Source organism: Azorhizobium caulinodans ORS 571 (assembly GCF_000010525.1).
Taxonomy (GTDB): Bacteria; Pseudomonadota; Alphaproteobacteria; order Rhizobiales; family Xanthobacteraceae; genus Azorhizobium; species Azorhizobium caulinodans.
The window spans coordinates 1,782,027-1,806,272 of the sequence record NC_009937.1; the positions used below are offsets into that span (position 1 = coordinate 1,782,027).

Genomic DNA, 24,246 nt, shown 5'->3' on the forward strand with positions numbered 1-24,246 from the left:
CTCCCAATCGAAAGACCCATCGCCATGACCGCCAACGGCTGGCTCCAGATCATCGTTCTGTTTGCGGTGGTGATCGCGACTGCGATCCCCCTCGGCCGCTTCATGGCCCGCGTCTATGCGGGCGAGCGGACCTTCCTGTCCCCCGTGCTCGGCCCTGTTGAGCGCGGGCTCTATCGCGTGGCCGGCGTCGATCCGAAGTTGGACCAGAGCTGGATCGGCTACACGCTCGCCATGCTCGCCTTCAACGGCGCGGGCGCCGTGCTGCTTTATGCCATCCTGCGCTTCCAGGACTTCCTGCCCTGGAATCCGCAGGGCTTCGCTGGTCTCTCGCCGGATCTCGCCTTCAACACGGCCGTCAGCTTCGTGACCAACACGAACTGGCAGGCCTATGCGGGCGAGACCACCATGAGCAACTTCAGCCAGATGGTCGGCCTCACCGTGCAGAACTTCCTGTCGGCGGCCACGGGCCTTGCGCTGGCCATCGCGCTGGTGCGGGGCTTTGCCCGCTCGGGTGCGAAGGGGGTCGGCAACTTCTTCGTCGATACCACGCGTTCGACCCTCTACATCCTGCTGCCGCTGTCGCTGGTGACGGCCATCGTCCTCGTCGCCATGGGCGTGCCCCAGACGCTGGACGGCTCGGTGGTCGCCACGACACTCGACGGTGCCCAGCAGAACATCTCCATCGGCCCGGTGGCCTCGCAGATCGCCATCAAGCAGCTCGGCACCAATGGCGGCGGCTTCTTCAACGCCAACGCGGCCCATCCGTTCGAGAATCCCTCCGCCCTCGCCAACATGCTGCAGGTCTGGCAGATGCTGGTGATCTCGGTGGGCATCGTCTTCGCCTTCGGCCAGCTCATCGGCGACAAGCGGCAGGGCCACGCCATCCTCGCGGCCATGATGATCCTGCTCGTCACCGGCGTTGCGGTGGCCTATTGGGCGGAAGCGGCTGGCACGCCCATCCTGCACGGCGCGGGCCTTGATCCGGCCGGCGGCAACATGGAGGGCAAGGAGGTTCGCTTCGGCCTCGCGCTCTCGGCGCTGTGGGCTGCGGTCACCACCGGCCTGTCGTGCGGCGCGGTCAACGCCATGCACGGCTCCTTCACCCCCATCGGCGGGCTTGTGCCCCTCGTGCTCATCAAGCTCGGCGAGATCCTGCCGGGCGGCGTCGGCTCTGGCCTCTACGGCATGCTGGTCATGGCCATCATCGCGGTCTTCGTCGCCGGCCTCATGGTGGGCCGCACGCCCGAGTATCTGGGCAAGAAGATCGAGGCCAAGGAAGTGAAGATGGCCGTTCTGGCAAGCCTCGTGCTGCCCGTCTTCGTGCTCGGCTTCTCGGCGGTCGCCGCCGTGCTGCCCGGCCCGCTGGCGGCGGTCGGGAACGGCGGCCCGCACGGCCTGTCCGAGATCCTGTATGCCTATGCCTCCGGCACCGGCAACAACGGCTCGGCCTTCGCCTCGCTCAGCGCCAACACCCCCTGGTGGAACAGCACGCTTGGCCTTTCCATGCTCGCCGGCCGCTTCGCCTACATCGTCCCGATGATGGCCATCGCCGGCTCGCTCGCAGCCAAGACGCGGCTCGCCGCCTCCAGCGGCACCTTCCCCACCCATGGCCCGCTGTTCGTGGGCCTGCTCATCGGCACCATCGTCATCCTCGGCGGTCTCCAGTTCTTCCCGGCCTTCGCCCTCGGCCCTATCGCCGAGCAGGTGCAGATGCTGGCGGGCAAGACCTTCTGATCCCGGCGCAGGAGAATTCCATGTCCACCAAAGCCGTCGCCTCCGTCGCGACACCCGACATCCTGGCCCGGGCCGCGCTCGACGCGGTCCGCAAGCTGGATCCGCGCCTGCTGGCCAAGAACCCGGTGATCTTCGTCACCGAGGCCGTGGCCGCCCTCGTTACCGTGCTGTTCATCCGTGATCTCGCGACGGCTCAGCCGGTGCTGTTCACCGGCCAGATCATGGCATGGCTGTGGTTCACCGTGCTCTTTGCCAACTTCGCCGAGGCGGTGGCCGAGGGGCGGGGCCGGGCGCAAGCCGAAAGCCTGAAGCGCGCCCGCACCGACACGCTGGCCCGCCGGCTGGACGACATCCGCAACCGTGAGCGCTTTACCAAGATCTCCGCCCTCGACCTCAAGGTGGGCGACCTGGTGGTGGTGACCGCCGGAGAGCTGATCCCCGGCGATGGCGAGATCGTGGAAGGCATCGCCTCTGTGAACGAGGCGGCGATCACCGGCGAAAGCGCTCCCGTGATCCGCGAGAGCGGCGGCGATCGCTCGGCGGTGACCGGCGGCACGACGGTGGTGTCCGACGAGATCGTGGTGCGCATTACCGCTGCGCCGGGCAGCTCCTTCATCGACCGCATGATCGCGCTCGTCGAAGGCGCCGAGCGGCAGAAGACGCCCAACGAGATCGCCCTCACCATCCTGCTTGTGGGCATGACGCTGATCTTCCTCATCACCGTCGTCACCCTCTACGGCCTCGGCCTCTATGGCGGCACGGAGCTTTCGGTGCCGGTGCTTGTGGCGCTGCTCGTCACCCTCATCCCCACCACCATCGGCGGCCTGCTCTCGGCCATCGGCATCGCCGGCATGGACCGTCTCGTGCGCCACAACGTGCTGGCCATGTCCGGCCGCGCGGTGGAGGCGGCGGGCGACGTGGACACGCTGCTGCTCGACAAGACCGGCACCATCACCTTCGGCAACCGCATGGCCACCGAGATCATCCCGGTGCCCGGCGTGAGCGAGAAGGAGGCCTACGAGGCCGCGCTCCTCGCCTCGCTGGCGGACGATACGGCGGAAGGCCGCTCCATCGTGGCGCTGGCGCGGGACCGCTTCGGCATGAACATCACCGAAGCGCCGGCGGATGCCAATTTCGTCGCCTTCTCGGCCGCCACCCGCATCTCGGGCGTGGACCTCGGCGGGCGCCGACTGCGCAAGGGCGCGGTGGACAGCGTGCGCCGCTTCGCCTCCGAACTGTCGGGCGGGCGCCTGCTGGAGCCGGCGGACTTCAACGCGGCGGTGGAGCGCATCGCCCGCTCCGGCGGCACGCCGCTCGGCCTTGCGGATGGCGGGCGCCTCATCGGCGTCATCCACCTCAAGGACGTGGTGAAGCCGGACATCAAGGAGCGCTTTGCGGAACTGCGCCGCATGGGCATCCGCACGGTGATGGTGACGGGCGACAATCCGATCACCGCCGCCGCCATCGCTTCCGAGGCGGGCGTGGACGACTTCATCGCCGAGGCAACCCCGCAGGACAAGCTGAACTACATCCGCACCGAGCAGCGCAACGGCCGGCTGGTCGCCATGTGCGGCGATGGCACCAACGATGCCCCGGCGCTCGCCCAGGCGGATGTGGGCGTCGCCATGCAGACCGGCACGCAGGCGGCCCGCGAGGCCGGCAACATGGTGGATCTCGACAGCGATCCCACCAAGCTCATCGAGATCGTGGGCATCGGCAAGCAACTGCTCATGACGCGCGGCTCGCTGACCACCTTCTCGATCGCCAATGATGTCGCGAAGTACTTTGCCATCATCCCGGCGCTGTTCATCGCCGCCATTCCGGAACTCGGCGTGCTCAATGTCATGGGGCTCTCCACGCCCCAGAGCGCCATCCTCTCGGCGGTGATCTTCAACGCCCTCATCATCATCGCGCTGATCCCGCTGGCTCTGAAGGGCGTGAAGTACACGCCCGCCAGCGCCGCCAGCGTGCTCACCCGCAACCTCCTCATCTACGGGCTCGGCGGCATTCTCGTCCCGTTCATCGGCATCAAGCTGGTGGACCTGGCGGTCACCGCTTTGCACCTCGCCTGAACGGAAGGACCAGCCATGCTGTCCCAGATCCGCCCGGCCATCACCCTTCTGGTGGCCTTCACCCTGCTGACCGGCGTCGCCTATCCCCTCGCCATCACCGGCATCGGCCAGACGCTCTTTCCCTCCGCCGCCAACGGCAGCCTCGTGACGCGCGGCGGCACGGTGGTAGGCTCGCTGCTCATCGGCCAGAAGACGACGGGGGAGGGCTATTTCCATCCCCGTCCCTCGGCGGCCGGAGATGCCGGCTATGATGCCGCCAATTCCTCCGGCTCCAACCTCGCCCCCACCTCGCAGAAGCTGAAGGCCCGCATCACGGCCGATGTGGCGGCCCTGCGCGAGGCCGGCGCCACCGGCCTGATCGCGGCCGATGCGGTCACCACCTCCGGCAGCGGCCTTGACCCGCACATCTCGCCCGCCTTCGCCTATGAGCAGGTGGAGCGCGTTGCCAAGGCGCGGAACCTTCCGGAGACGCAGGTGCAGACGCTGGTGGCGGGGCTGGTGGAGGGCCGCGACCTCGGCCTCTTCGGCGAGCCGCGCGTGAACGTGCTGAAGCTCAACCTCGCCCTCGACACGCTGAAATAAGTCCGGTTCCCCCGCCCACCCCTCCCTCAAAAAGGGTGGGGACTTTCCGTCGAGCGGGGCGGTGCCGTCAGTCTGTATTTTCTGTGTCCCCAGCGAAGGGAGGCTCCCTCCCCCCTTGAGGGGGAGGGGTGGGGAGGGGGGTACGCGCGGTCTCCGCAAGAGCGACATCCCGGCGCGTGCGCAGGCACCCGAAGCGCGCGGGCAATCGCAGGATGGAGAGCGTCCTACCCCCCTCCCAACCCTCCCCCACAAGGGGGGAGGGCTTTCCGCCAGGCGCGGCGGGCTCCCTCTCACGCCTGCGGGACGTGTGAAGGGGCAGGGCGGTGCCCACGACCGAGGTGGGGAGACAGGCCCGGCAGCCCGCTTTGCCGTATAAGATCCAAATCCCTCGCTGCGGTGAGGGAATCGCGTCGAGCGTGAGGAGGCCATGGGGCAGGAGGACAAGCCGCGCGCATCACCCGATGCCCTGCTCGCCATGGTTGAGCGGGAGGGCAAGGGCAAGCTGCGCGTGTTTCTTGGGGCCGCGCCCGGCGTCGGCAAGACCTACGCCATGCTCCAAGCCGCCCGCGCCGCCAAGGCCGATGGCCTCGACGTGGTGGTGGGCATCGTGGAGACCCATGGCCGGCGTGAGACCGAGGCCATGCTCGAGGGCCTTCCCGTCCTGCCGCGCCGGCCGATCCATTATCGCGGCCGCCTCGTCCCTGAATTCGACATCGAAGGCGCGCTGGCCCGCCGGCCGAAGCTGCTGCTGGTGGACGAATATGCCCATTCCAACGTGCCCGGCAGCCGCCACCCCAAGCGCTGGCAGGATGTGGAAGACCTGCTGGACGCCGGCATCGACGTCTGGACCACGCTGAACATCCAGCATCTGGAAAGTCTCAACGAGGTGGTCCAGCGCATCACCGGTGTGCGCGTGCGTGAAACCGTCCCGGACACCGCCATCCAGGAGGCGGACGAGGTGGTGATGGTGGACCTGCCGCCGGACGAACTGCTGAAGCGGCTCGCCGAAGGCAGGGTCTATGTGCAGGACACCGCCGCCCGCGCCATCGAGCGTTTCTTCAAGCCCACCAATCTCACCGCTCTGCGCGAACTTGCGCTGCGGCGGGTGGCGGCGCGGGTCGACAGTGACCTCATCGAGCACATGCAGGGCGGGGCCATCGAGGGGCCGTGGGCGGCGGGTGAGCGCATTCTCGTCTGCGTCGGCCCCGATGCCAGCGCCCAGAAGGTGGTACGCGAGGCCAAGCGCCTCGCCGATCTTGCGGATGCCCCCTGGCTGGCGGTGACGGTGGAGCGGCCGGGCCATCCGCTCGATGCCACGGCCCGCGCCAGGGCCGATGCGGCCCTCCGGCTGGCGGAAAGCCTCGGCGCCGAGACGCGGGCGCTGGTGGGCAGCGATCTCGTTGAAGAATTGCTCAAGGTCGCGCGCTTCGAGAATGTGACGCAGATCGTGGTCGCCCGCGCGCGGCCCTCGCGCCTGTCGCGCCCGTTCGTGCGCACGCTGGCGGACGCGCTGGTGCGCGAGGCGGACGGCATCGCGGTGCATGTGCTGACCTTCGAGGAAGGGGAGCGCTCCGCGCCCCGCCGCCGCCTGCCGCCTGTGGGCGGGCTGGACGGCTATGTGGCGGCGGCCATGGCCGTCTCCATCGCGACTCTTCTGGGCGAGGAACTGACCAAGCACGTCGCCTTGCCCAATGTCTCGATGATCTTCCTGCTGGCGGTGCTGATCCCGGCGCTGTTCTTCGGCGTGTGGCCGGCTGTGTTCGCCTCGCTTTTCTCCGCGCTCGCCTACAATTTCTTCTTCATCGATCCCGTCTACACCTTCACCATCGCGCGGCCACACGAGGTGCTGGCGCTCGTCATCTTTCTCGTCATCGCCGTCATCATCTCCGCCGTCGCCGGGCGTGCGCGCGAGCAGGCAAAGGCCAGCGCCCAACGCGTGAAGGCGGGCCGGCGGCTCTATGACTTCACGCGCAAGCTCTCCTCCCTCGCGGACGCGCCGGAGGTGGCGGCTGGCGCGGCCTCGGAGATTCACGCCATCCTCTCGCGGGCGGCCGTCATCCTGTCCTCCACGCGTGGTGAACTCCACATTGCCGCCGCCTGGCCGCCGGAAGACCGGCTCGACACCGCCTCGTTGAGCGCCGCCCGCTGGGCCTATGAGCATGGCGAGCCGGCGGGGGCGCGCACCGCGACGCTGCCGAGCGTGCCGTGGCTGTTCATCCCGCTGAAGGCGCGGCAGGGCATCATCGGCGTCATCGGTATCGAGGCGCTCTCGGGCGAGCCGCTCGATGCGGAAGGGCGCGTGCTGCTCGATGCGCTGGCGGACCAGACCGCCTCGGCGCTGGAACGCGCCGCGCTGGCGGGCGAGATGGCGGATGTGCGCAGCGCTGCGGAGGCGGAGCGGGTCCGCAACATCCTGCTCGCCTCCATCAGCCACGATTTCCGCACGCCCTTGTCCTCCATTCTCGGCGCGTCATCGAGCCTCATCGAATATGGCGCCCGCATCGATCCCGAGCAGCGGCGCGACCTGCTCTCGCAGATCCGCGAGGAGGCGGACCATCTCGACAGCATGGTCCGCAACCTCCTCTCCATGACGCGGCTTGAGGCGGGCGCTCTCGATCTGCGCCGCGACTGGGTGGACGTGGGCGAGGTGGTGAACCAGTCGGTCGCTGCGGCCCGCCGGCGCGGGGCCATCCAGCACCTGACGGTGCGTCTGGGGGAGAACCTGCCGCTGGTGCGGGCGGATCAGATCCTGCTCAATCAGGTGCTGGCCAACATCGTGGGCAATGCGGTGCGCTATGCCGGCGCTTCCGCGAGCATCGAGGTTTCGGCCGAGCGCGTGGGCGACGAGGTGGAGATCGCCGTCACGGACAGCGGCCCCGGCATTCCCTCCGGCCTCCTTGGCCATGTCTTCGAGAAATTCGTGCGTGCCGCCTCCGACCGGGCCGATGGCGGGGAAGGGGCTGGGCTCGGACTTGCCATCGCCAAGGGCATCGTGGAGGCCCATGGCGGAACCATCACGGCGGAAAGCCCGCCGCCGGGGCGCGCCTCCGGCCTCCGGCTCGCCTTCCGCCTGCCCGTCGAACCGGACACCGGCCCATGACCGATATTCGTATTCTGGTGGTGGATGACGAACCCGCCATCCATCGCTTCCTCAGCCCCGCCCTCACCGCCGCCGGCTATGGCGTGGCGCGGGCGGACGATGCGGCGGGCGCGCTGCGCGCCATCGCCACCCATCCGCCGGATGCGGTGCTGCTCGATCTCGGCCTGCCGGACATGGACGGCAAGGAGGTGATCGGCCGCGTGCGCCAGTTCTCGCAGGTGCCCATCATCGTTCTTTCGGCCCGCGACCGGGAGGCGGAGAAGATCGAGGCTTTGGACCTCGGGGCGGACGATTTCGTCAACAAGCCCTTCGGCGTCGGCGAACTCATGGCGCGCATCCGCGCCGCCTTGCGCCAGCGCGGCGGCGATACCCACGCGGCGGATGTGGTGCTGAAGGTGGGGCCACTGGAGATCGACCGGCCGCGCCATCGCGTCACTCGCGACGGGCAGGAAATCAAGCTGACGCCCAAGGAGTTCGAGCTTCTGGTCTATCTCGCCCGCCATCCCGGCCGGGTGCTGACCCACCGGCAGATTCTCGGGGCCGTGTGGGGGCCGGCCCATCTCGACGACACGCAATATCTGCGCGTCTATGTGGGCCAGTTGCGCCAGCGCCTGGAGGTGGAGCCGGCAACGCCCACGCTCATCCTCACCGAGCCGGGCATCGGCTATCGCATGGCGGAGTAGGGGGGCTGCCTTATTCTCCGCGGCATTTCGTGTAGCATCGCCCGATGCTCTGCGCTGAATGTCCCCGCTGCCGCCGCCGTTCCATCATCGGCAAGCCGCCTGCTGCCATCACCGATTCTCCCGCGCCCGAGCCGCCGGAGGGCGCGCGTCTGCGTTGCGACGTGTGCGGTTCCAAGAATGTGCGGGTGGTGCGTTTCGCCTCCCCCATCGAGGCGCTGCGCTTCGCCAACAACCGGATCTGAGCCGCCGAGCGGCAGCTTGGCAACCGGATGGGCATCTGCCGCGTTGAAGGGGATCAACCCCGAGCGACGAGAGCGCCCATGCCGGCCCCTGCCAAAGAGACTGCTGAGACCCCCGCTGCCATCGGTGTGCACGGGGCCGCCGACCTGCCGGGCATTACTGTCACCAGCTATAATCTGGAAGTGAAGGACAAGGACGGCTTTCTCGGAGACCGCGCCTCGGGCACCGCCTTCCGCTCCTTCGTGCGCGACTGGCGGCGCACCCTGCGCGAAATGGGCAAGGATCCGTTCGACGAGGACCTCGACGCCCGCATCAGCAAGAAGAAACTCGACAAGTTCCTCGCCGAGGGTGACGCCGACGCTGCGGCCGTGGTCCAGGGCGCCATCGAGGATTTCGCCCGCAACCTCGCCCATGTGGCGGGGCGCTTCCTCTCCCAGAAAAGCTGGCGGGAGGTCTCGCACATCGTCGTCGGCGGCGGGCTCATCGAGGCGCGGGTGGGGGAACTCGCCGTCGCGCGCACGGCCGCCCTGCTGCGGGCTGACGATATCAAGGTGACGCTGGAGACGCTGCGCCATCATCCCGACGAGGGCGGCCTCATCGGTTGCCTGCATCTGGCCCCGTCCTGGATCTTCTCCGGCTATGACGGCATCGTCGCCGTGGACATCGGCGGGTCGAACATCCGCGCCGGCATCGTCCGGCACAATGTGAAGAAGGACCCGCTGCTGAAGAACGCGGACGTCTGCCGCTTCGACCTCTGGCGCCATGCGGACGAAACCCGGCTGGGGCGAGAGGCTGCCGTGGACCGGCTGGTGGAGATGATCCAGGGGCTGGTGAAGAAGGCGGAGTCGGAGAAGCTGTCCGTGGCGCCCTTCATCGGCATTGCCTGCCCCGGCATCATCGAGGCGGACGGCAGCATCCGCCGCGGCGCCCAGAACCTGCCGGGCAAATGGGACAGCGAGCATTTCCTGCTGCCCGAACGCATCCGCTCGGCCATTCCGACCATCGACGGGCACGATACGCTTGTGGTGATGCACAACGATGCCGTCGTGCAGGGGCTGAGCCAGCGGCCCTGGATGACGGAGGTGCCCAACTGGGCCGTCCTCACCATCGGCACCGGTCTCGGCAATGCCAGCTACGCCAACCGGCCCGAGACGAAGGACTGACCGCAAAACCGGACCCCGGTGCCGTGGGGCTTCGTCGCATGGGGCCTGACAGCCGGCTGTGATTCTTGCTAGAGCACGTTCCGATCCGCCTGCGCCGCACGCGGGTCGGTCAAACGTTCTCTGCGTAGGCTCTGAAGCCTCGCCGGGGTGTCATGTCTGCCGGCGGGGCCGGCGGGACCGAGCGCGAAGAAAGAGACCATGGTCAACATCAATCCGAACGGCCTGCTGCCGAAGCGCATCGCGGTGACGGGGGGCGCGGGCTTTGTCGGATCGCATCTGTGCGAGGCTCTGCTGGGCCGCGGGCACGAGGTGCTGTGCATCGACAATTTCTACACCGGCGCCCGGGTGAACGTGCAGCATCTGCTCGGCAATCCGCGCTTCGAGCTGATGCGCCACGACATCACCTTCCCGCTCTATATCGAGGTGGACGAGATCTACAATCTCGCTTGTCCCGCCTCGCCGGTGCATTACCAGTTCGATCCGGTGCAGACGGTGAAGACCAGCGTCATCGGTGCCATCAATGCGCTGGGCCTTGCCAAGCGCCTGCGGGTGCCGGTGCTTCAGGCCTCCACCTCCGAGGTCTATGGCGATCCGGAAGTGCATCCCCAGCCGGAGGGCTACTGGGGTAACGTGAACCCGATCGGCCCGCGCTCCTGCTATGACGAGGGCAAGCGCTGCGCGGAGACGCTGTTCTTCGACTATCACCGGCAGCACCAGATCGCGATCAAAGTGGTACGTATTTTCAATACGTATGGGCCGCGGATGCACCCGAACGACGGGCGTGTGGTCTCGAACTTCATCGTCCAGGCGTTGCGTGGGGAGGATATTACCGTCTTCGGCGACGGCTCCCAGACTCGCTCCTTCTGCTACGTCGACGATCTGGTGCGCGGCCTCATCGCCATGATGGAGAGCCCGAAGGACGTGATCGGTCCCATCAACATCGGCAATCCGGCGGAATTCACCATCCGTCAGCTCGCCGAGCAGGTGATCGCGCTCACCGGCTCGCGCTCGCGCATCATCGAGAAGCCGCTGCCGCAGGACGATCCCAAGCAGCGACAGCCCGACATTTCGCGGGCGCGGGACACGCTCGGCTGGGGGCCGACGGTGCAACTGGAACAGGGGCTCAAGGCGACCATCGCCTATTTCGACCGCCTGCTGTCGCACCGACCCACCGACGCCACGGGGCCGCTGCTTGATCCCGCGCCGGCCGGGCAGGCCTGACGGGGGCGTCCGCAACCCATTGAAGACCGAAAATAAAAACGGCTGGCACCCCCCGGGAGCCAGCCGTTTTTTACGCCGTTTACTGAGTGGTCTTCAGGCCGCAACCGCGTTCGAGAAGGCCACCGGGGCCGACAGGATGGGTGCGGGTATCGCCATCCCGTGGCTCACCAAGGGAAAATCCGCGAGCAGGTCGCCATCTTCATCGAGTGCGTAGATGGCAAGGCCGGCCGCATAATGCTGGTCGTTGTCCGCGATCTCGAGCGCGAGGTCGAGATCGAAGCAGATGGTGTCCGGCTCGGCCATGAGGGTGCCGGATGACGTCCTCAGGTAAGCTTTGACAAGATAGGCATACGCCTCTTGGCCGAGTTGCATGGTAGCGTTCCCCGACTGGCTCTTCCCGTTCCCCCGAACGGTCTAGATGAACCAGTTGTCAGGAATCATAGCTGGCAAGGTCCGATCCGGCTACTGGGAAACAGTGTCAAAACGGATCAGTGCAGACGTTGGAAGGGAAAGGATGGGTACTGTTTTCCTCTCCGATCTGGTGCTGCTGGTAGGGTCGGCTCTGGTACTCCTCGGTACCGTTTCAAGCCTCCTGGCAGCCCGCTTCGGCGCGCCCATCCTTCTCGTCTTCCTGTTGCTCGGAATTCTGGCCGGCGAGGCCGGGCCGGGACAGATACACTTCTCCGACTACTGGGCCACCTACATGGTGGGCTCGGCGGCCCTGGCCGTGATCCTGTTCGACGGCGGCCTCCGGATGCGCGCGTCCACCATGCGGGGCGCCGTGGTGCCGGCGGTCATCCTCTCCACGGTCGGCGTGATGCTGACCGCCGGGCTGGTGGCGCTCGCCGCTTTGCCTCTGCTGGGTCTGCCACCGCTGGAGAGCCTGCTGGTGGGCGCCATCGTCGCCTCGACGGACGCCGCCGCCGTCCTGTTCCTCGTCCGCGCGCAAGGGTTGCGCCTCGGTCGCCGGGTGGGGGCGGTGATCGAGATCGAATCGGCCACCAATGATCCGGCGGCGGTCTTCCTCACCGTCACGCTGGTGGAGCTTCTGGCATCCGGCGCCGGCAATCCCGGCTGGGCGCTTACCGTCGGTCTCGTCCAGCAGATGGTGCTCGGCGCGGCGCTAGGCGTGGCGGGCGGTTTCGGTCTCGCATTCGTGCTGAACCGGCTGGACCTGCCGGGCGGGCTTCATCCCGCGCTCGTGGTGGCGGCTGCGGTGCTGATCTATGCGGCCACCGCCATGCTGCACGGGTCCGGCTTCCTCGCCGTCTATCTGGCGGGTCTCGTGCTGGGCAACCGACCCGTGCGGGCCATCGCCTCCATCACCAGTTTCCATGACACGGTGACCTGGCTCTGCCAGATCGTGATGTTCGTGATGCTGGGGCTGCTGCTCTCACCCTCACGCATGGTGCAATATCTGCCCCCGGCGCTGCTGATTGCCGCCTTCCTCGTGCTGGTGGGCCGGCCGGTGGCGGTCTTCCTCTGTCTGTGGCCCTTCCGCTTCAACTGGCGGGAGAAGGCCTTCATCTCCTGGGCGGGTCTGCGCGGGGCGGTGTCCATCTTCCTCGCCACCATTCCCATGCTGGCGCAGCTTCCCAATGCGGAGGCCTATTTCAACGTGGCCTTCGTGGTGGTCCTGGTCTCGCTGATCCTGCACGGCTGGAGCCTCGTCTTTGCCGCCCGCCGGCTCGACGTGGCGCTGGCCGAGCCGGCGCGCGAGGCTAAGCGGTTCGAGATCGACCTGCCGGGCCAGAGCGAGCACGAACTGGTCGCCTATCCGGTGACCGGCGATACGCTGGCCATCTCCTCCGGCCTGCTGCCGCTCTGGGCCCGGCTCGTCTTCGTGGTCCGGCGCGGGCAGGTGCTCTCGCCGCAGGAGGCGGGTGTGCTGAAGAGCGGCGACTATGCCTATATTCTCGCCCCGCCCCGCAGGGTGCACAGGCTCGACCCCTTGTTCATGCCGGAGGAGCGGGTGCCGAGCGAGACCGTGGCTGGCTTTCCCTTCTCCGGCGAGGTGATGGTGGGGGACGTGGCCGATCTCTACGGCCTCTCCGTTCCGCAGGACGAGCGCGCCGTGAGCATCGCCGACACTTTCGCCGACCGCTCCGACGAGCGTCCCTTGCCGGGCATGCGTTTTCCGCTGGGCAATGCGGCCATGGAGGCGCTGGAGGTGGAGGAAGGCCGCGTCACGCAGGCCGCCCTGCGCTTCGAGACGCTCGGCGAGGAGGGCGACAGCCTGCTGACGCGCGTGCGCCGCCAGATCCGCCGCCGCGCCGCGACGGCCGAAGAAGGCGCAAGCCCGGGACCGTGAGCGGGGCTGCCGCCATGTTGACGTTTTCGGCGGGCCGTATGGCGCGCGTGCGCCGGTGTCACGCCGGCTTGAAAGGGAAGTGAGATGGTGCGCCTGTTCATGCGCCCGGGTCAGACCGCGTCCTCCGAGCGCCGCGACGCCACGCGCGCCCTTGCGGACATGACCCGCCGCCTGCTGGATCTGGAGGAGGAGGCCACCGTCTCCGTCAGCGAGATCGCGTGCGGCGACCCGGCCTGCGGCGGCGCCGAAACGGTGGTGCTGGTGATGCGCCCGGGCCAGCCGACTCAGGCCGCCAAGGTGCTCATGCCCGTCGCCCGCGTGACCGAGGAAGACCTCCTCGCCGCCCTCAAGCCGCTCTCCGAACTCGCCCGCAGCGGCACCTGAGGGTCAGGGCGTCACATCACCCCGGTGCACCACATGCACCTTCTTGCCGTCCGGATCACGCAGATAGGCGCCGTAATAGCCGGCGCCATAATGGGGGCGGGGACCGGGCGGGCCTTCGTCCGTGCCACCCGCCGCCATGCCTGCCACATAGGCCGCATCGACGGCCCCCGGGTCCGGGGCGAGGAAGGCGACCATGTTGCCGTTGCCGGCCTGTGCCGGCGCGCCGTTGAACGGGCGATGGGCGAAGAATTCGGGCAGGCGGCTCGCCCCGATCCAGCACAGAGCCTCCGGTCCACCATCGGGCTCGGTTTTGCGCGGGTTGAAGCCGAGGGGTGCCAGCAGCGCATCATAGAAGCGTCCCGCACGGGCGAGGTCCGTGACCCCGACGGTGATATGGCTGAACATGGCCGGGCCTCCCGCTGCTCTGCTGCCAGATTGTCCGAGCCGAGGGGCGATCGCAAGGCGGCCCGGCGGACAATCCGGCGCTTCACCTCGCCGCCGAGTTGATCTAGAGCACGGACAACGGCCGGCGTTTGCCGGCTCACTCCATTGCGACGCTCAGGCCGGACAGCGGATGCCGCTCGGCAGGGGGCGCCGGAAGAACTGCCGAAGAGCGCCATGTCCGTCTCCCTCGCCCCGCGTCCGCCCGTGCCCGCCGTCAGCCGGCTCAATTCCATCTATTCCGCCTTGCCCACCACCATCTTCGAGGTGATGTCGGGTCTGGCCCGCACCCATCAGGCCGTTAACCTCGGACAGGGCTTTCCCGATGATCCGGGCCCGCTGGACGTGCGCCAGAAGGCGGCGGACGCCGTGGTCGATGGCTGGAACCAGTATCCGCCCATGATGGGCCTTGCCGATCTGCGGCAGGCGGCGGCGGTGCACTACAAGCATTGGCAGGGCCTCGACCTCGATCCCGAGAGCGAGGTGATGGTCACGTCGGGCGCCACCGAGGCGCTGGCCGGCGCGCTCTTCTCGCTCATTGAGCCGGGCGACGAGGTGGTGCTGTTCCAGCCGCTCTATGACGCCTATCTGCCTCTCGTGCAGCGGGCGGGCGGCATTCCCCGGCTGGTGCGGCTGGAGCCGCCGTCCTGGCGCATCACCGCCGAGAAGCTGGAGGCCGCCTTCTCGCCGCGCACCAAGGTGGTGTTGTTCAACAACCCGCAGAACCCGACGGGCATCGTGCATTCCCGCGAGGAAATGCAGCTCATCGCCGATTTCTGCATCCGCTTCGACGTCATCGCCGTGTGCGACGAAGTGTGGGAGCACGTGATCTTCGACGGTCGCCGGCATCTGCCCATGATGGCGATCCCCGGCATGCGCGAGCGCACCGTGAAGATCTCGTCCGCCGGCAAGATCTTCGGCATGACCGGCTGGAAGGTGGGCCTCGTCTTCGCCCAGCCTGAGCTGATGCGGGTGCTCGGCAAGGCGCACCAGTTCCTCACCTTCACCACCCCGCCGAACCTTCAGGCGGCGGTTGCCTATGGGCTCGGCAAGGAAGACGCCTATTTCGAGGACATGCGCGCCGACCTCCAGCGCTCCCGCGACCGGCTGGCCAAGGGCCTGTCCGACCTCGGCTTCCCGGTGCTGCCGAGCGCGGGCACCTATTTCCTTTCCGTGGACCTCGCGGCCATCGACCCGACGCTGGATGACGAGGCCTTCTGCCTCGATCTCGTGAAGACCCACGGCGTGGCGGCCATTCCCGTCTCCGCCTTCTATGCGCAGGATGCGGTGCGCTCGGTGGTGCGCTTCTGTTTCGCCAAGCGCGATGCCACGCTCGACGCCGCGCTGGAGCGCCTCGCCGGGGCGCTGCGCAACGGAAGGTAGGTCGTTTGTTCCGCTTTTGCTCCAGGTTGCTTGCCGCCTCGCGATAACGTTAGGTGAGGCTGGCATTTTTCGTTCCAGAATGAAGTGCACGCGATACAAACCAGTCGCGGTACTATTTGGCAGAGTGTAGCCTCTCTAAATTCTGGAGCGTACGAGTGGCGGTCCAAGAGGGACCGTCCTCCCTGTGAGGTGGTGCATGGGCGGGGCGAAGCGGACGGGACGCTGGCGGTTTTATTTTCTGTTTTTCTGCCTTGTTGCGGCAGGCGGGGCCGGCTGGGCGTGGTCGCAGGGGCTCATCGGCAAGGGCGGTGGTACGGCCAAGGCGCAGAGCCAGCCGGAGCGGCGGGTCGCCGTCGTCGTCGCCACCGCGCAGGACAGGCCCATGCCGGTGCGCATCGAGGCCCTCGGTACGGTGGAGCCTCAGGTTACGGTGACCATCCGCTCCCGCGTCGCCAGCCAGGTCACCAGTGTCGCCTTCGAGGACGGCGCCGTCGTCAACAAGGGCGACCTCCTCTTCCAGCTCGATCCGCGCGAGGTGGATGCGCAGATCCTTCAGGCCCGCGCCACCCTCGCCAAGGACAAGACCCAGCTTGAGAAGGCCCTGCGCGACATGGAGCGCTATTCGGGCCTTGCCGCGCGCAACACGGTCTCGCAGGTGACGCTGGACGACGCGCGCACCACCGCCGACGCCCAGAAGGCGACCGTCGATCAGGACGAGGCGAACCTGAAGGCGCTGGAGGTGCAGCGCACCTATTATGACATCCGCTCGCCCGCGTCCGGCCGCCTCGGCGTCGCGGCGGTGCGGCCCGGCGCGGTGATCCGGGTGGACGACACCCTCGCCACCGTGCGCCAGATCAAGCCCATCTATGTCGCCTTCGGCGTGCCCGAGCACTATCTGCGCGACATCCGCGCGGCCCAGAATGACGCGAAGGTCGAGATCGCGCTTCAGGGCAGCAAGGATGTGGTGGGCGATGGCCGCATCTCGGTGATCGACAATACGGTCGATCCGCAGACCGGCACGCTGATGGTGCGGGCCGTGTTCGAGAATGCGGACGAGCGCCTGTGGCCCGGCACCCTTGGTGCCGTGTCGGTCACGCTGCGCATGGAGAGCGGCGTCGTCTCCGTTCCGGCGGAGGCGGTGCAGAGCGGCCAGAGCGGCACCTTCGTCTTCGTGGTGGAAAATGACACTGCCCACGTGCGCCCGGTGACCATGGCCCGCACGGTGGATGGCTATGCGGTCATCACCGCCGGCCTCAAGGGAGGTGAGGTCGTCGTGACGGACGGCCAGCTCTCGCTGCGCGAGGGCAGCCGCGTCAGCGTAAAAGGCGCCGCCGCCTCGACGCCCGCGCCGGGAGCCTGAGCCATGTTCTCGGAGTTGTGCATCCGACGCCCGGTGATGACGACGCTGATGATGCTCTCCCTCATCATCGGCGGCCTCTTCGCCTATCGCCTGCTGCCCGTGGCGGCGCTGCCGCGCGTGGACTTCCCGACCATCAGCATCACCGCGACGTTGCCGGGCGCCAGCCCCGACACCATGGCGACCGCGGTGGCGACACCCATAGAGCGCCAGCTCTCCACCATCTCCGGCATCACCTCGCTCACCTCCACGAGCACGCAGGGCTCGACCTCGATCACCATCCAGTTCGACCTGTCGCGCAACATCGACGATGCGGCCCTCGACGTGCAGTCGGCCCTCTCCGTGGCCCAGCGCCAGCTGCCGGACGAGATGACGACACCACCGAGCTTCCGTAAGGTCAATCCGGCCGATGCGCCGGTGATCCTGCTGGCGGTCTCCTCGGCGACGCTGCCGCTCTCGGCGGTGAATGAATATGCGGACACGGTGATCGGCCAGCAGATCTCCCAGCTTCCCGGCGTGGCGCAGGTGCAGATCTACGGCACGCAGAAATATGCCGTGCGCATCCGCGTCGATCCCGCCGCCGCCGCCGCACGTGGCATTTCCGCCTCCGACATCCAGAACGCCATCGAGGCTCGCGCCTCCAACACGCCCATCGGCCTGCTCTCCGGGCCGAAGCAGGCGCTGACCATCGACATGGGAGCCGCCAAGGCGGATGCGGGCGAATACCGCAAGCTGGTCATCGCCTTCCGCAATGGCGCGCCGGTCCGCCTCGACGAGATCGCCACCATTTCCGACGGCGTGGAGAACGAGCGCGTCGCCTCCTGGTTCAATGACCAGCGCGCCATCGTCCTCGCCGTGGTGCGCCAGCCCGACGCAAATACGGTGGCGGTGGTGGACGAGGTGCGCAGCCATCTCGGCCAGTATCGCTCGCAGGTGCCGGCCTCGGTGGAGATCGACGTCCTCAACGACCGCTCCGTCTCCATCCGCGAGGCGGTGCATGATGTGCAGAAGACGCTGTTCGAGGCCATTGTCCTCGTGGTGCTGGTGATCTTCCTCTTCCTGCGCAACGTGCGGGCCACCATCATCCCCTCGCTGGCCCTGCCCATCTCCATCATCGCCACCTTCGGCGTCATGTGGGCGCTGAACTTCTCCATCAACAACATGACGCTGCTGGCGCTCACCCTGTGCGTCGGCTTTGTGGTGGACGATGCCATCGTGGTGCTGGAGAACATCTACCGGCACATCGAGGAGGGCGAGAAGCCGTTCGCCGCCGCCATCCGAGGCTCGCGGGAGATCGGCTTCACCATCATCTCCATGACGCTGTCGCTGGTGGCGGTGTTCATCCCCGTGCTGTTCATGGGCGGCGTGGTGGGGCGCGTGTTCCGCGAGTTCGCGGTCACCATCTCGATCGCCATCCTGATTTCCGGCTTCGTCTCGCTGACGCTGACGCCCATGCTCTGCGCCCGCGTGCTGAAGGCGCCGGACCACCACAAGACGCCGAACCTCTTCTATCGCCTCACCGAGCGCATGTTCGACGCCTGGCTTGCCGGCTATCGCCACAGCCTCGACTTCGTGCTGCGGCACCGCTTCTTCATGCTGCTGGTGACGTTCGCCACCATCGGTATCTCGGCGGCGCTTTATGTGGTCATTCCCAAGGGCTTCTTCCCCGTGGAGGACAACGGCTTCATCACCGCCACGGTGGAGGCCGCCACCGACACCTCGTTCGAGGCCATGGTGGAGCGGCAGAAGAAGGTCGCCGCCGTGGTGCGGGAGGACCCCAACGTCGCCTATCTGGTCTCCACCGCCGGCGCGACGGGTGTGAGCCGCACCACCAACACGGGGCGGATGTTCATCGCGCTGAAGCCCAAGGGCGAGCGTAAGCTCTCCGCCTTCCAGGTGATCCAGGACCTGCGCCGCCGCACCGCGCAGGTGCCGGGGGTGAACGTGTTCTATCAGCCGGTGCAGAACATCAACATCGGCGGCATCAACTCCAAGAGCCAGTATCAGTACACGCTGCAAAGCTCCGACACGGCCGCGCTCTATGCCGCCGCCCCGGCACTGGAGCGGCGCCTCGCCGAACTGCCCGGCCTGCGCGACGTGACCTCGGACCTCCAGATCACCAACCCGCAGCTCACCATCGACGTGAACAAGGACCGGGCGGCGGCGGTGGGCATCACGGAAGAGCAGATCCGCAACGCCCTCTACACCCAGTTCGGCACCCGGCAGGTGGCGACGCTCTACACCAGCACCAACCAGTACGCGATCATCGCCGAGGCGCAGTCCCGCTACCAGCGCGAGGCCTCCGACCTCAGCCGGGTCTATCTTCGCACCACCAGCGGAACCGTCGTGCCGCTGGAGACCGTGGCCACCATCCGGCGCACCGTGGGGCCGCTCCAGATCGCCCATCAGCAGCAGCAGCCGGCGGTGACCATCTCCTTCAACCTCGCGCCCGGCACCTCGCTGGGGCAGGCGGTGGAGCAGATCGGGCAGGCGGAGCGGGATGCCGGCCTGCCGGCCTCCGTCTCTACCGGCTTCCAGGGCACCGCGCAGGTGTTCCAGGATGCGCTGGGCAACCAGGCCCTGCTCATCCTCGCCGCCGTGGTGGTGATCTATATCGTGCTGGGCGTGCTCTATGAGAGCTTCGTCCACCCGCTCACCATCCTCTCGGGCCTGCCGTCGGCCGGCATCGGCGCGCTGGTGACGCTGATGATCTTCGACATCGAACTGTCGGTGATCGCCATCATCGGCATCGTGATGCTGGTGGGCATCGTGAAGAAGAACGCGATCATGATGATCGACGTGGCGCTGGAGCGGCGGCGGCAGGGCGTCGGCGCCCTCGATGCCATCCGCGAGGCGGCCCTGCTGCGCTTCCGTCCCATCATGATGACGACGCTCGCCGCCATCTTCGGCGTGCTGCCCATCGCGCTTGGTGCCGGCGCCGGCTCGGAACTGCGCCAGCCGCTGGGCGTCGCCGTGGTGGGCGGCCTGCTGCTGTCGCAACTCCTCACCCTCTACATCACGCCGGTTATCTATCTCTATCTCGACCGGTTCGACGGCTGGGTGACGCGCAAGATCTCCGGCGACGAGACGCCCGCCGTGCCGCACGAGCAGCCTATGCCCGCGGAATAGGCGCGGTTCCCGTTTCCAATCCCGGATGTGCTTGAGGCCCGTCCCGACGGTATGTCGGGGCGGGCTTCCTGCTTCTATAGAACAGTTCTACCTGCTGGCGCATTGATTTGGCCATTGGCGTGTATTAACTGGAATTCACGCAGCTGAGCGAAATATTGAATCGCTCTAAAGTAGCGCAAGACTTGCTCTTGCGTCCAATTCGAATGGCATTAGTTTGGAGTCATTCAAATGACCAAGCATGACCATGGCCGCACGGCTTGGCAGCCTGAAGACCGCATCCGAGCCATTCCCGTGATGGATGAAAAGATGGACAGCCGTGACCTCTTCGCTGCGTCCCGGGTGTTGACGATCACGCACGGTTCGCAGACCTATCAGTTGCGCCTGACCTCGCAGAACAAGCTGATCCTGACGAAGTGAGTGCCGGCATGGCGGAAAACTCCGCCCCTATGCCTCCAAAGCGGTAGCACAAGTCCGGCGCTTGACCTTCCATATTACCGTCCCGAGTCGTTACCTTACCCTCGTAACCGAGTCGCAGGTCTCGCGGCCGGGGAGGGTAAATGCGTTCCAGAGATCTTGGCCGCGTCGATGCGCCGGAGACCGGCGTGCGGGAGAGCGGGGAGACGGTGTCCAATTACGTGGACGCCGGGCTCGTGCTGCCGCGACGCCTTGCGACTGGGCGGACGGCAGGTCCCGCGCCGGGCACCCGGTCCGCGTCCGACGGGTCGACGGCGCCCGATCTGGCGGACTGGCGCCCGCTGGCCGCCGGGCCGGTGGACCCCCGCATAACCGCTGCTGCCGGGACCCTGCTCGCGGGTCTCGATCAGGATGGCCTCGCCGGCGCCGTGCTCCAGTGTGAGCGGCCCGCCGACGGCCATCTGCTCATGGACATCGCCGCCCATGCGCCGCAGCGCCTGCGTGCCGTGCTGCCGCTGCCCGCGCGGCGCGTCGTCGCCGATGTTCCCCGGCTGATGGCCCACGGGCTGGTGGGGTTCTCGTTCGCCGGGGCTCCGTCGCTCGATGTCGCCTGGTGGGGCGCCATGCTGCGGCCGCTGGCGGCCCACGGCCTGCACCTCCATCTCGACGTGCCGCCCGAAAGCTGGGACGCGCTGCTGCCGGTGGTGCTGGGGCAGGGGGTGCCGGTGCGGCTCGCCCTGCCGCGCACCGCCGATCATCTGTGCCGGGCGTGGGGCGCCTTCCGCGTGCTGGAGCGCCATGCCGCGGACGAGCACCTCTGGATCGGCTTCGTTCCGGTGCTGCTCCGGGCGCAGGGGCTCGGCCGGCTGGTGGACCGGTTGCTGGAAGTGGCGGGGCCGGAGCGTCTCGTCTGGGCCAGCGGGCGGGATTCGGAACGGCGGGGCCACGGCCATGCCGAGCAGGTGGCGGCCCTCGACGATCTCCTCCCCGATCCGCAGGTCCGCGCTGCGATCGCCGGCAGCAATGCCCGGTGCCTCGCCTTCGGGCGGCCTCGTCCCAAGCGCGAGCACTAGAGCGCGATCCGAGCGGATTGAATCAATCCGCTCGGTGTATCGCCCTCTCACCTCAAGAAAGAGAGCGCGTGGTCCGATCAGATGGCAATGCGATCTGATCGGCGCGTGCTCTAGGGGCGGCAAGGTCCGCTTGGCGGTCTGCCGCTCCCGGCGCCGGCGTCCGGCTCGGCCTGCTCGCGCCCTTCCTCCCATACCGGTGGGGCAGGCCCTGCGCCGCCCCCACATCACCTGCGGCCATCCGGCCTTGCGGGGGCCATCTTTGCGCCACCTTTGCACGGCCTTTGCCGGCCCGGCGTTTCTGCTATTGTCCGCGCCGAATTCGACCTGGGTCCGCATCACGCATGGCTATCACCGCACCGGCGTCCACGACGCGCCGGCCTTTGGCATTGGAATTGGCGCATCGGCTGTCCCGCGGCTTTGATGCCGCCGCCGGCAGCCATGTGCGCGCCTGCGCGCTGCTTCTCATCGTGACCCTCGTGGCCTTCCTGCCCGGCCTTGGTTCCATCTCGCCCATCGACCGGGACGAGGCCCGCTTTGCCCAGGCCAGCAAGCAGATGCTGGAGAGCGGCAATTACGTGGACATCCGCTTCAAGGAGGATGTCCGCTACAAGAAGCCGGTCGGCATCCACTGGCTGCAGGTGGCCAGCGTCTCCGTCGGCGAGGCCCTCGTCGGCCCCTCGGCCCGCACCACCATCGCCTTCTACCGCATCCCCTCGCTGCTCGGCGCCATCGGCGCGGTGCTGCTCACCTACTGGACGGCGCTCGCTTTCGTCGGCCGGCGCGGCGCGCTGCTCGCCGGGCTCATGATGGCGAGCTGCGTGCTGCTCGGCATCGAGGCGCGCCTTGCCAAGACCGATGCGGTGCTCCTCTTCACCGTGCTCGCCTCCATGGGCGTATTGGCTCGCTCATGGATGGCGGCCCCCGACGTGAAGCGCCTGTCGTTCGGCCTGTCCGCGATCTTCTGGACCGGCCTTGCCGGCGGCATCCTCATCAAGGGGCCGATGGCGCCGCTCTTCGTGGGCCTGCCCATCGTCGTGCTCGCCATCATGGAGCGCTCGGGCCGGATCTTCACCCGTTTGCGGCCGCTGCCCGGCATCCTGTGGTGCCTGCTGCTGGTGCTGCCGTGGTTCGTGGCCATCTATTACGTCACCAACGGCCAGTTCTATAAGCTCGCCGTGGGCGTCGACATGCTCGGCAAGGTGACTGAAGGGCAGGAAGGCCACTGGGCCCCGCCCGGCACCTATCTTCTGGCCATCTGGGGCACCTTCTGGCCGTCCATCGTGCTGGCGGTGATGGCGCTGCCCTTTGCGTGGCGGATGCGCCGCGAGCGGGCGGTGCGCTTCCTGCTGGCCTGGATCGTGCCGACCTGGATCGTGTTCGAGATCACAGCCACCAAGCTGCCGCACTATGTGCTGCCGCTCTATCCGGCCCTCGCCATCCTGACGGCCCTTGCCTTCGAGCGCGGCAACCTCTCGGCCGGGCGGCGCCTCGCGCCGCTCGTATGGCTGTGGCCGGTCATGGGCACCCTGCTGGTGGGCGCGCTGGTGTTCGGCTTTGTCATGCTCGGGCAGGGGCTGGCTCTGCTCGCCTGGCCCTTCATGGCGCTGGCCCTCGTTCTGCTGGTCTTCGCCGCCCGCGTTCTGCCGGAGGCGGGTCCGCAGCCGGCCTTCCTCATCGCGGTCGCCGGTGCGCTGGCACTCTACATCGGCGTCTTCCAGGGGCTGATGCCGCAACTGCGCGGCGTGTGGATCTCCGAGCGCCTCGCCGCCATCGCCCGCGACAGCGGGTGTCCGGCGGACCGTATCGCTACCGTGCCCTATCAGGAGCCGAGCCTCGCCTTCCTCGCCGGCACCAATATCCGCTTCACCGGACCGGATGGCGCGGCCGACCTGATGAAGGAAGGCGGCTGCGCGCTCGCCTTCATCGGCAAGCCCATGCTGCCCTTCTTCGAGGCACGGTCGAAGGCCATTGGCGTCGAACCGAAGCTGCTCGAGCGGGTCGACGGCTTTGCCTATAACGGCGGGCGGATGCAGGAGATTTCCGTCTTCCGGGCACCGGAGCGCACCCCGTGAGCGAGACGGCCGCGACGCCCCCGCAGCCTTCGCTCTGGCAGGAGGAGGTGCGCGCGACGCTCCACGGCGTCGGCGCCGCATGGCAGATGCTGCGCACCCGCAAGGTGCGCACGCCGCTGCCCCGCGTGCCCATGGACCAGACGGTGGAACTGCTCTGCCTGTTCCTGCTGGCCTGCGGCGTCGTCGCGGGGACATTGGTTCTCGTCGACCCACTGGTGCTCGGCCTGCGCGCCCGCCTGCCTCTGGAACTCGTGCGCGTGTTCGAGCGCGTCACGGACCTCGGCCTCGGCTCGGTGGTGCTCATTCCGCTCGGCGTCGCCTTCTTGTTCCTGCTCGCCACCCTGCGCCGGTTCGATCCGCTCTACCGGCGGGTTGCGGCGGCGGTGGTGGCCCGGCTCGGCTTCCTCATCCTGAGCGTCACCGGCGTCTCGCTTTTCGTGCTGGTGGTGAAATATGCCCTTGGCCGGGCGCGGCCGAGCCTCGCCATGACGCTGCCGGGCCCGCACCCGCACCTCACCTTCGAGTTCTTCCGTCTGAAGGCCAGCTACGCCAGCTTCCCCTCCGGCCATTCCGCGGTGGTCTTCTCCTTCGCGGTGGCGCTGGCCCTGCTGTTCCCGAAGGCCCGCTGGTGGCTGATCGGGCTCGCGGTTCTGGTTGCAACCTCCCGCGTGGTGCTGGGCTCGCACTATCCCAGCGACGTGCTCGCCAGCGCGGCGCTCTCCACTGCCTTCGTCTTCTTCATGGCCAAGGTGTTCGCGGCCCGCCGCCTCGTCTTCGCCGTGGCGGCCGACGGCACCATCCGCCCGAAGCCCGGCCCGTCCATGCGGCGCCTGCTCGCCTTGTTTTCTCCCGCCCACCGTACCAACGGTTCGAAAGAGGCCTGATCC

The 24,246-nt window shown here is 67.9% G+C and carries 19 protein-coding genes; 17 read left to right on the plus strand and 2 right to left on the minus strand.

Going from position 1 to position 24,246, the window contains the following annotated elements; translation table 11 throughout:
• The first annotated feature begins 24 nt into the window (after positions 1-24).
• The 8 genes from kdpA (at position 25) to AZC_RS08140 (ending at position 10,795) form a co-directional block, all read left to right on the plus strand.
• The gene (kdpA, locus tag AZC_RS08105; RefSeq protein WP_012170093.1) at positions 25-1,734 is read left to right on the plus strand and encodes a potassium-transporting ATPase subunit KdpA; all 1,710 of its coding nucleotides are present in this window, start codon (positions 25-27) and stop codon (positions 1,732-1,734) included.
• A 20-nt stretch (positions 1,735-1,754) separates the two neighbouring features.
• Positions 1,755-3,806 (plus strand): potassium-transporting ATPase subunit KdpB, encoded by a 2,052-nt coding sequence (gene kdpB / locus AZC_RS08110; protein WP_012170094.1) that lies wholly within the window; start codon positions 1,755-1,757, stop codon positions 3,804-3,806.
• Between the two features lie 15 nt (positions 3,807-3,821).
• Positions 3,822-4,388 (plus strand): K(+)-transporting ATPase subunit C, encoded by a 567-nt coding sequence (gene kdpC, locus AZC_RS08115; RefSeq protein ID WP_012170095.1) that lies wholly within the window; start codon positions 3,822-3,824, stop codon positions 4,386-4,388.
• Between the two features lie 427 nt (positions 4,389-4,815).
• The gene (locus AZC_RS08120; protein ID WP_012170096.1) at positions 4,816-7,488 is read left to right on the plus strand and encodes a sensor histidine kinase; all 2,673 of its coding nucleotides are present in this window, start codon (positions 4,816-4,818) and stop codon (positions 7,486-7,488) included.
• Complete coding sequence (locus AZC_RS08125) at positions 7,485-8,171, plus strand: response regulator (protein WP_012170097.1); 687 nt, start codon at positions 7,485-7,487, stop codon at positions 8,169-8,171. The genes AZC_RS08120 and AZC_RS08125 overlap by 4 nt, the downstream gene beginning before the upstream one ends.
• 44 nt (positions 8,172-8,215) lie before the next feature.
• Positions 8,216-8,413 carry a hypothetical protein gene (locus tag AZC_RS08130; RefSeq protein WP_043879076.1) on the plus strand — a complete coding sequence of 66 codons (198 nt, stop codon included), beginning with the start codon at positions 8,216-8,218 and terminating at the stop codon, positions 8,411-8,413.
• Between the two features lie 78 nt (positions 8,414-8,491).
• Positions 8,492-9,574: an ROK family protein gene (locus tag AZC_RS08135; RefSeq protein ID WP_043879077.1), complete on the plus strand. Its 1,083-nt coding sequence runs from the start codon at positions 8,492-8,494 to the stop codon at positions 9,572-9,574.
• A 198-nt stretch (positions 9,575-9,772) separates the two neighbouring features.
• Positions 9,773-10,795 (plus strand): UDP-glucuronic acid decarboxylase family protein, encoded by a 1,023-nt coding sequence (locus tag AZC_RS08140; RefSeq protein WP_043879078.1) that lies wholly within the window; start codon positions 9,773-9,775, stop codon positions 10,793-10,795.
• A gap of 93 nt (positions 10,796-10,888) precedes the next feature.
• Here the strand turns inward: AZC_RS08140 and AZC_RS08145 are convergent, their stop codons facing one another.
• Positions 10,889-11,167, minus strand: coding sequence for a hypothetical protein (locus tag AZC_RS08145; protein WP_043879079.1), 279 nt, complete (start codon positions 11,165-11,167; stop codon positions 10,889-10,891).
• 142 nt (positions 11,168-11,309) lie between these two features.
• Between AZC_RS08145 and AZC_RS08150 the strand changes: the two genes are divergently transcribed.
• The gene (locus AZC_RS08150; RefSeq protein ID WP_012170100.1) at positions 11,310-13,106 is read left to right on the plus strand and encodes a potassium/proton antiporter; all 1,797 of its coding nucleotides are present in this window, start codon (positions 11,310-11,312) and stop codon (positions 13,104-13,106) included.
• Between the two features lie 84 nt (positions 13,107-13,190).
• A complete protein-coding gene (locus AZC_RS08155; RefSeq protein WP_012170101.1) occupies positions 13,191-13,490 on the plus strand; it encodes a hypothetical protein in 300 nt (99 codons plus the stop codon).
• A 3-nt stretch (positions 13,491-13,493) separates the two neighbouring features.
• On the opposite strand, the gene AZC_RS08160 is transcribed toward AZC_RS08155, so the two are convergent.
• A complete protein-coding gene (locus AZC_RS08160) occupies positions 13,494-13,895 on the minus strand; it encodes a VOC family protein (protein WP_012170102.1) in 402 nt (133 codons plus the stop codon).
• A 213-nt stretch (positions 13,896-14,108) separates the two neighbouring features.
• Between AZC_RS08160 and AZC_RS08165 the strand changes: the two genes are divergently transcribed.
• The 7 genes from AZC_RS08165 to AZC_RS08195 all read left to right on the plus strand — a co-directional run bounded on the left by AZC_RS08165 (position 14,109) and on the right by AZC_RS08195 (position 24,243).
• A complete protein-coding gene (locus tag AZC_RS08165) occupies positions 14,109-15,314 on the plus strand; it encodes an aminotransferase (protein ID WP_043879080.1) in 1,206 nt (401 codons plus the stop codon).
• Between the two features lie 196 nt (positions 15,315-15,510).
• Positions 15,511-16,674, plus strand: a complete 1,164-nt coding sequence (locus AZC_RS08170) for an efflux RND transporter periplasmic adaptor subunit (RefSeq protein WP_052285897.1) — start codon at positions 15,511-15,513, stop codon at positions 16,672-16,674.
• A gap of 3 nt (positions 16,675-16,677) precedes the next feature.
• Positions 16,678-19,800: an efflux RND transporter permease subunit gene (locus AZC_RS08175; RefSeq protein ID WP_012170105.1), complete on the plus strand. Its 3,123-nt coding sequence runs from the start codon at positions 16,678-16,680 to the stop codon at positions 19,798-19,800.
• Between the two features lie 228 nt (positions 19,801-20,028).
• Positions 20,029-20,217, plus strand: coding sequence for a hemin uptake protein HemP (gene hemP / locus AZC_RS08180; RefSeq protein ID WP_012170106.1), 189 nt, complete (start codon positions 20,029-20,031; stop codon positions 20,215-20,217).
• Between the two features lie 140 nt (positions 20,218-20,357).
• Positions 20,358-21,287, plus strand: a complete 930-nt coding sequence (locus AZC_RS08185) for an amidohydrolase family protein (protein ID WP_012170107.1) — start codon at positions 20,358-20,360, stop codon at positions 21,285-21,287.
• A 341-nt stretch (positions 21,288-21,628) separates the two neighbouring features.
• Positions 21,629-23,359, plus strand: a complete 1,731-nt coding sequence (locus AZC_RS08190) for an ArnT family glycosyltransferase (protein ID WP_043879081.1) — start codon at positions 21,629-21,631, stop codon at positions 23,357-23,359.
• A complete protein-coding gene (locus AZC_RS08195) occupies positions 23,356-24,243 on the plus strand; it encodes a phosphatase PAP2 family protein (protein ID WP_012170109.1) in 888 nt (295 codons plus the stop codon). The genes AZC_RS08190 and AZC_RS08195 overlap by 4 nt, the downstream gene beginning before the upstream one ends.
• The last annotated feature ends 3 nt before the right edge of the window (positions 24,244-24,246 follow it).

Excerpts from the sequence above, each read along its gene's own strand:
- AZC_RS08135 (WP_043879077.1), top strand. The coding sequence starts at position 8,492 with ATGCCGGCCCCTGCCAAAGAGACTGCTGAGACCCCCGCTGCCATCGGT.
- AZC_RS08140 (WP_043879078.1), top strand. The coding sequence starts at position 9,773 with ATGGTCAACATCAATCCGAACGGCCTGCTGCCGAAGCGCATCGCGGTG.
- AZC_RS08170 (WP_052285897.1), top strand. The coding sequence starts at position 15,511 with ATGGGCGGGGCGAAGCGGACGGGACGCTGGCGGTTTTATTTTCTGTTT.
- kdpC (WP_012170095.1), top strand. The coding sequence starts at position 3,822 with ATGCTGTCCCAGATCCGCCCGGCCATCACCCTTCTGGTGGCCTTCACC.
- kdpA (WP_012170093.1), top strand. The coding sequence starts at position 25 with ATGACCGCCAACGGCTGGCTCCAGATCATCGTTCTGTTTGCGGTGGTG.
- AZC_RS08125 (WP_012170097.1), top strand. The coding sequence starts at position 7,485 with ATGACCGATATTCGTATTCTGGTGGTGGATGACGAACCCGCCATCCAT.
- AZC_RS08150 (WP_012170100.1), top strand. The coding sequence starts at position 11,310 with ATGGGTACTGTTTTCCTCTCCGATCTGGTGCTGCTGGTAGGGTCGGCT.
- AZC_RS08190 (WP_043879081.1), top strand. The coding sequence starts at position 21,629 with ATGGCTATCACCGCACCGGCGTCCACGACGCGCCGGCCTTTGGCATTG.
- AZC_RS08130 (WP_043879076.1), top strand. The coding sequence starts at position 8,216 with ATGCTCTGCGCTGAATGTCCCCGCTGCCGCCGCCGTTCCATCATCGGC.
- AZC_RS08175 (WP_012170105.1), top strand. The coding sequence starts at position 16,678 with ATGTTCTCGGAGTTGTGCATCCGACGCCCGGTGATGACGACGCTGATG.
- kdpB (WP_012170094.1), top strand. The coding sequence starts at position 1,755 with ATGTCCACCAAAGCCGTCGCCTCCGTCGCGACACCCGACATCCTGGCC.
- hemP (WP_012170106.1), top strand. The coding sequence starts at position 20,029 with ATGACCAAGCATGACCATGGCCGCACGGCTTGGCAGCCTGAAGACCGC.
- AZC_RS08165 (WP_043879080.1), top strand. The coding sequence starts at position 14,109 with ATGTCCGTCTCCCTCGCCCCGCGTCCGCCCGTGCCCGCCGTCAGCCGG.
- AZC_RS08145 (WP_043879079.1), bottom strand. The coding sequence starts at position 11,167 with ATGCAACTCGGCCAAGAGGCGTATGCCTATCTTGTCAAAGCTTACCTG.
- AZC_RS08160 (WP_012170102.1), bottom strand. The coding sequence starts at position 13,895 with ATGTTCAGCCATATCACCGTCGGGGTCACGGACCTCGCCCGTGCGGGA.
- AZC_RS08155 (WP_012170101.1), top strand. The coding sequence starts at position 13,191 with ATGGTGCGCCTGTTCATGCGCCCGGGTCAGACCGCGTCCTCCGAGCGC.
- AZC_RS08185 (WP_012170107.1), top strand. The coding sequence starts at position 20,358 with ATGCGTTCCAGAGATCTTGGCCGCGTCGATGCGCCGGAGACCGGCGTG.
- AZC_RS08120 (WP_012170096.1), top strand. The coding sequence starts at position 4,816 with ATGGGGCAGGAGGACAAGCCGCGCGCATCACCCGATGCCCTGCTCGCC.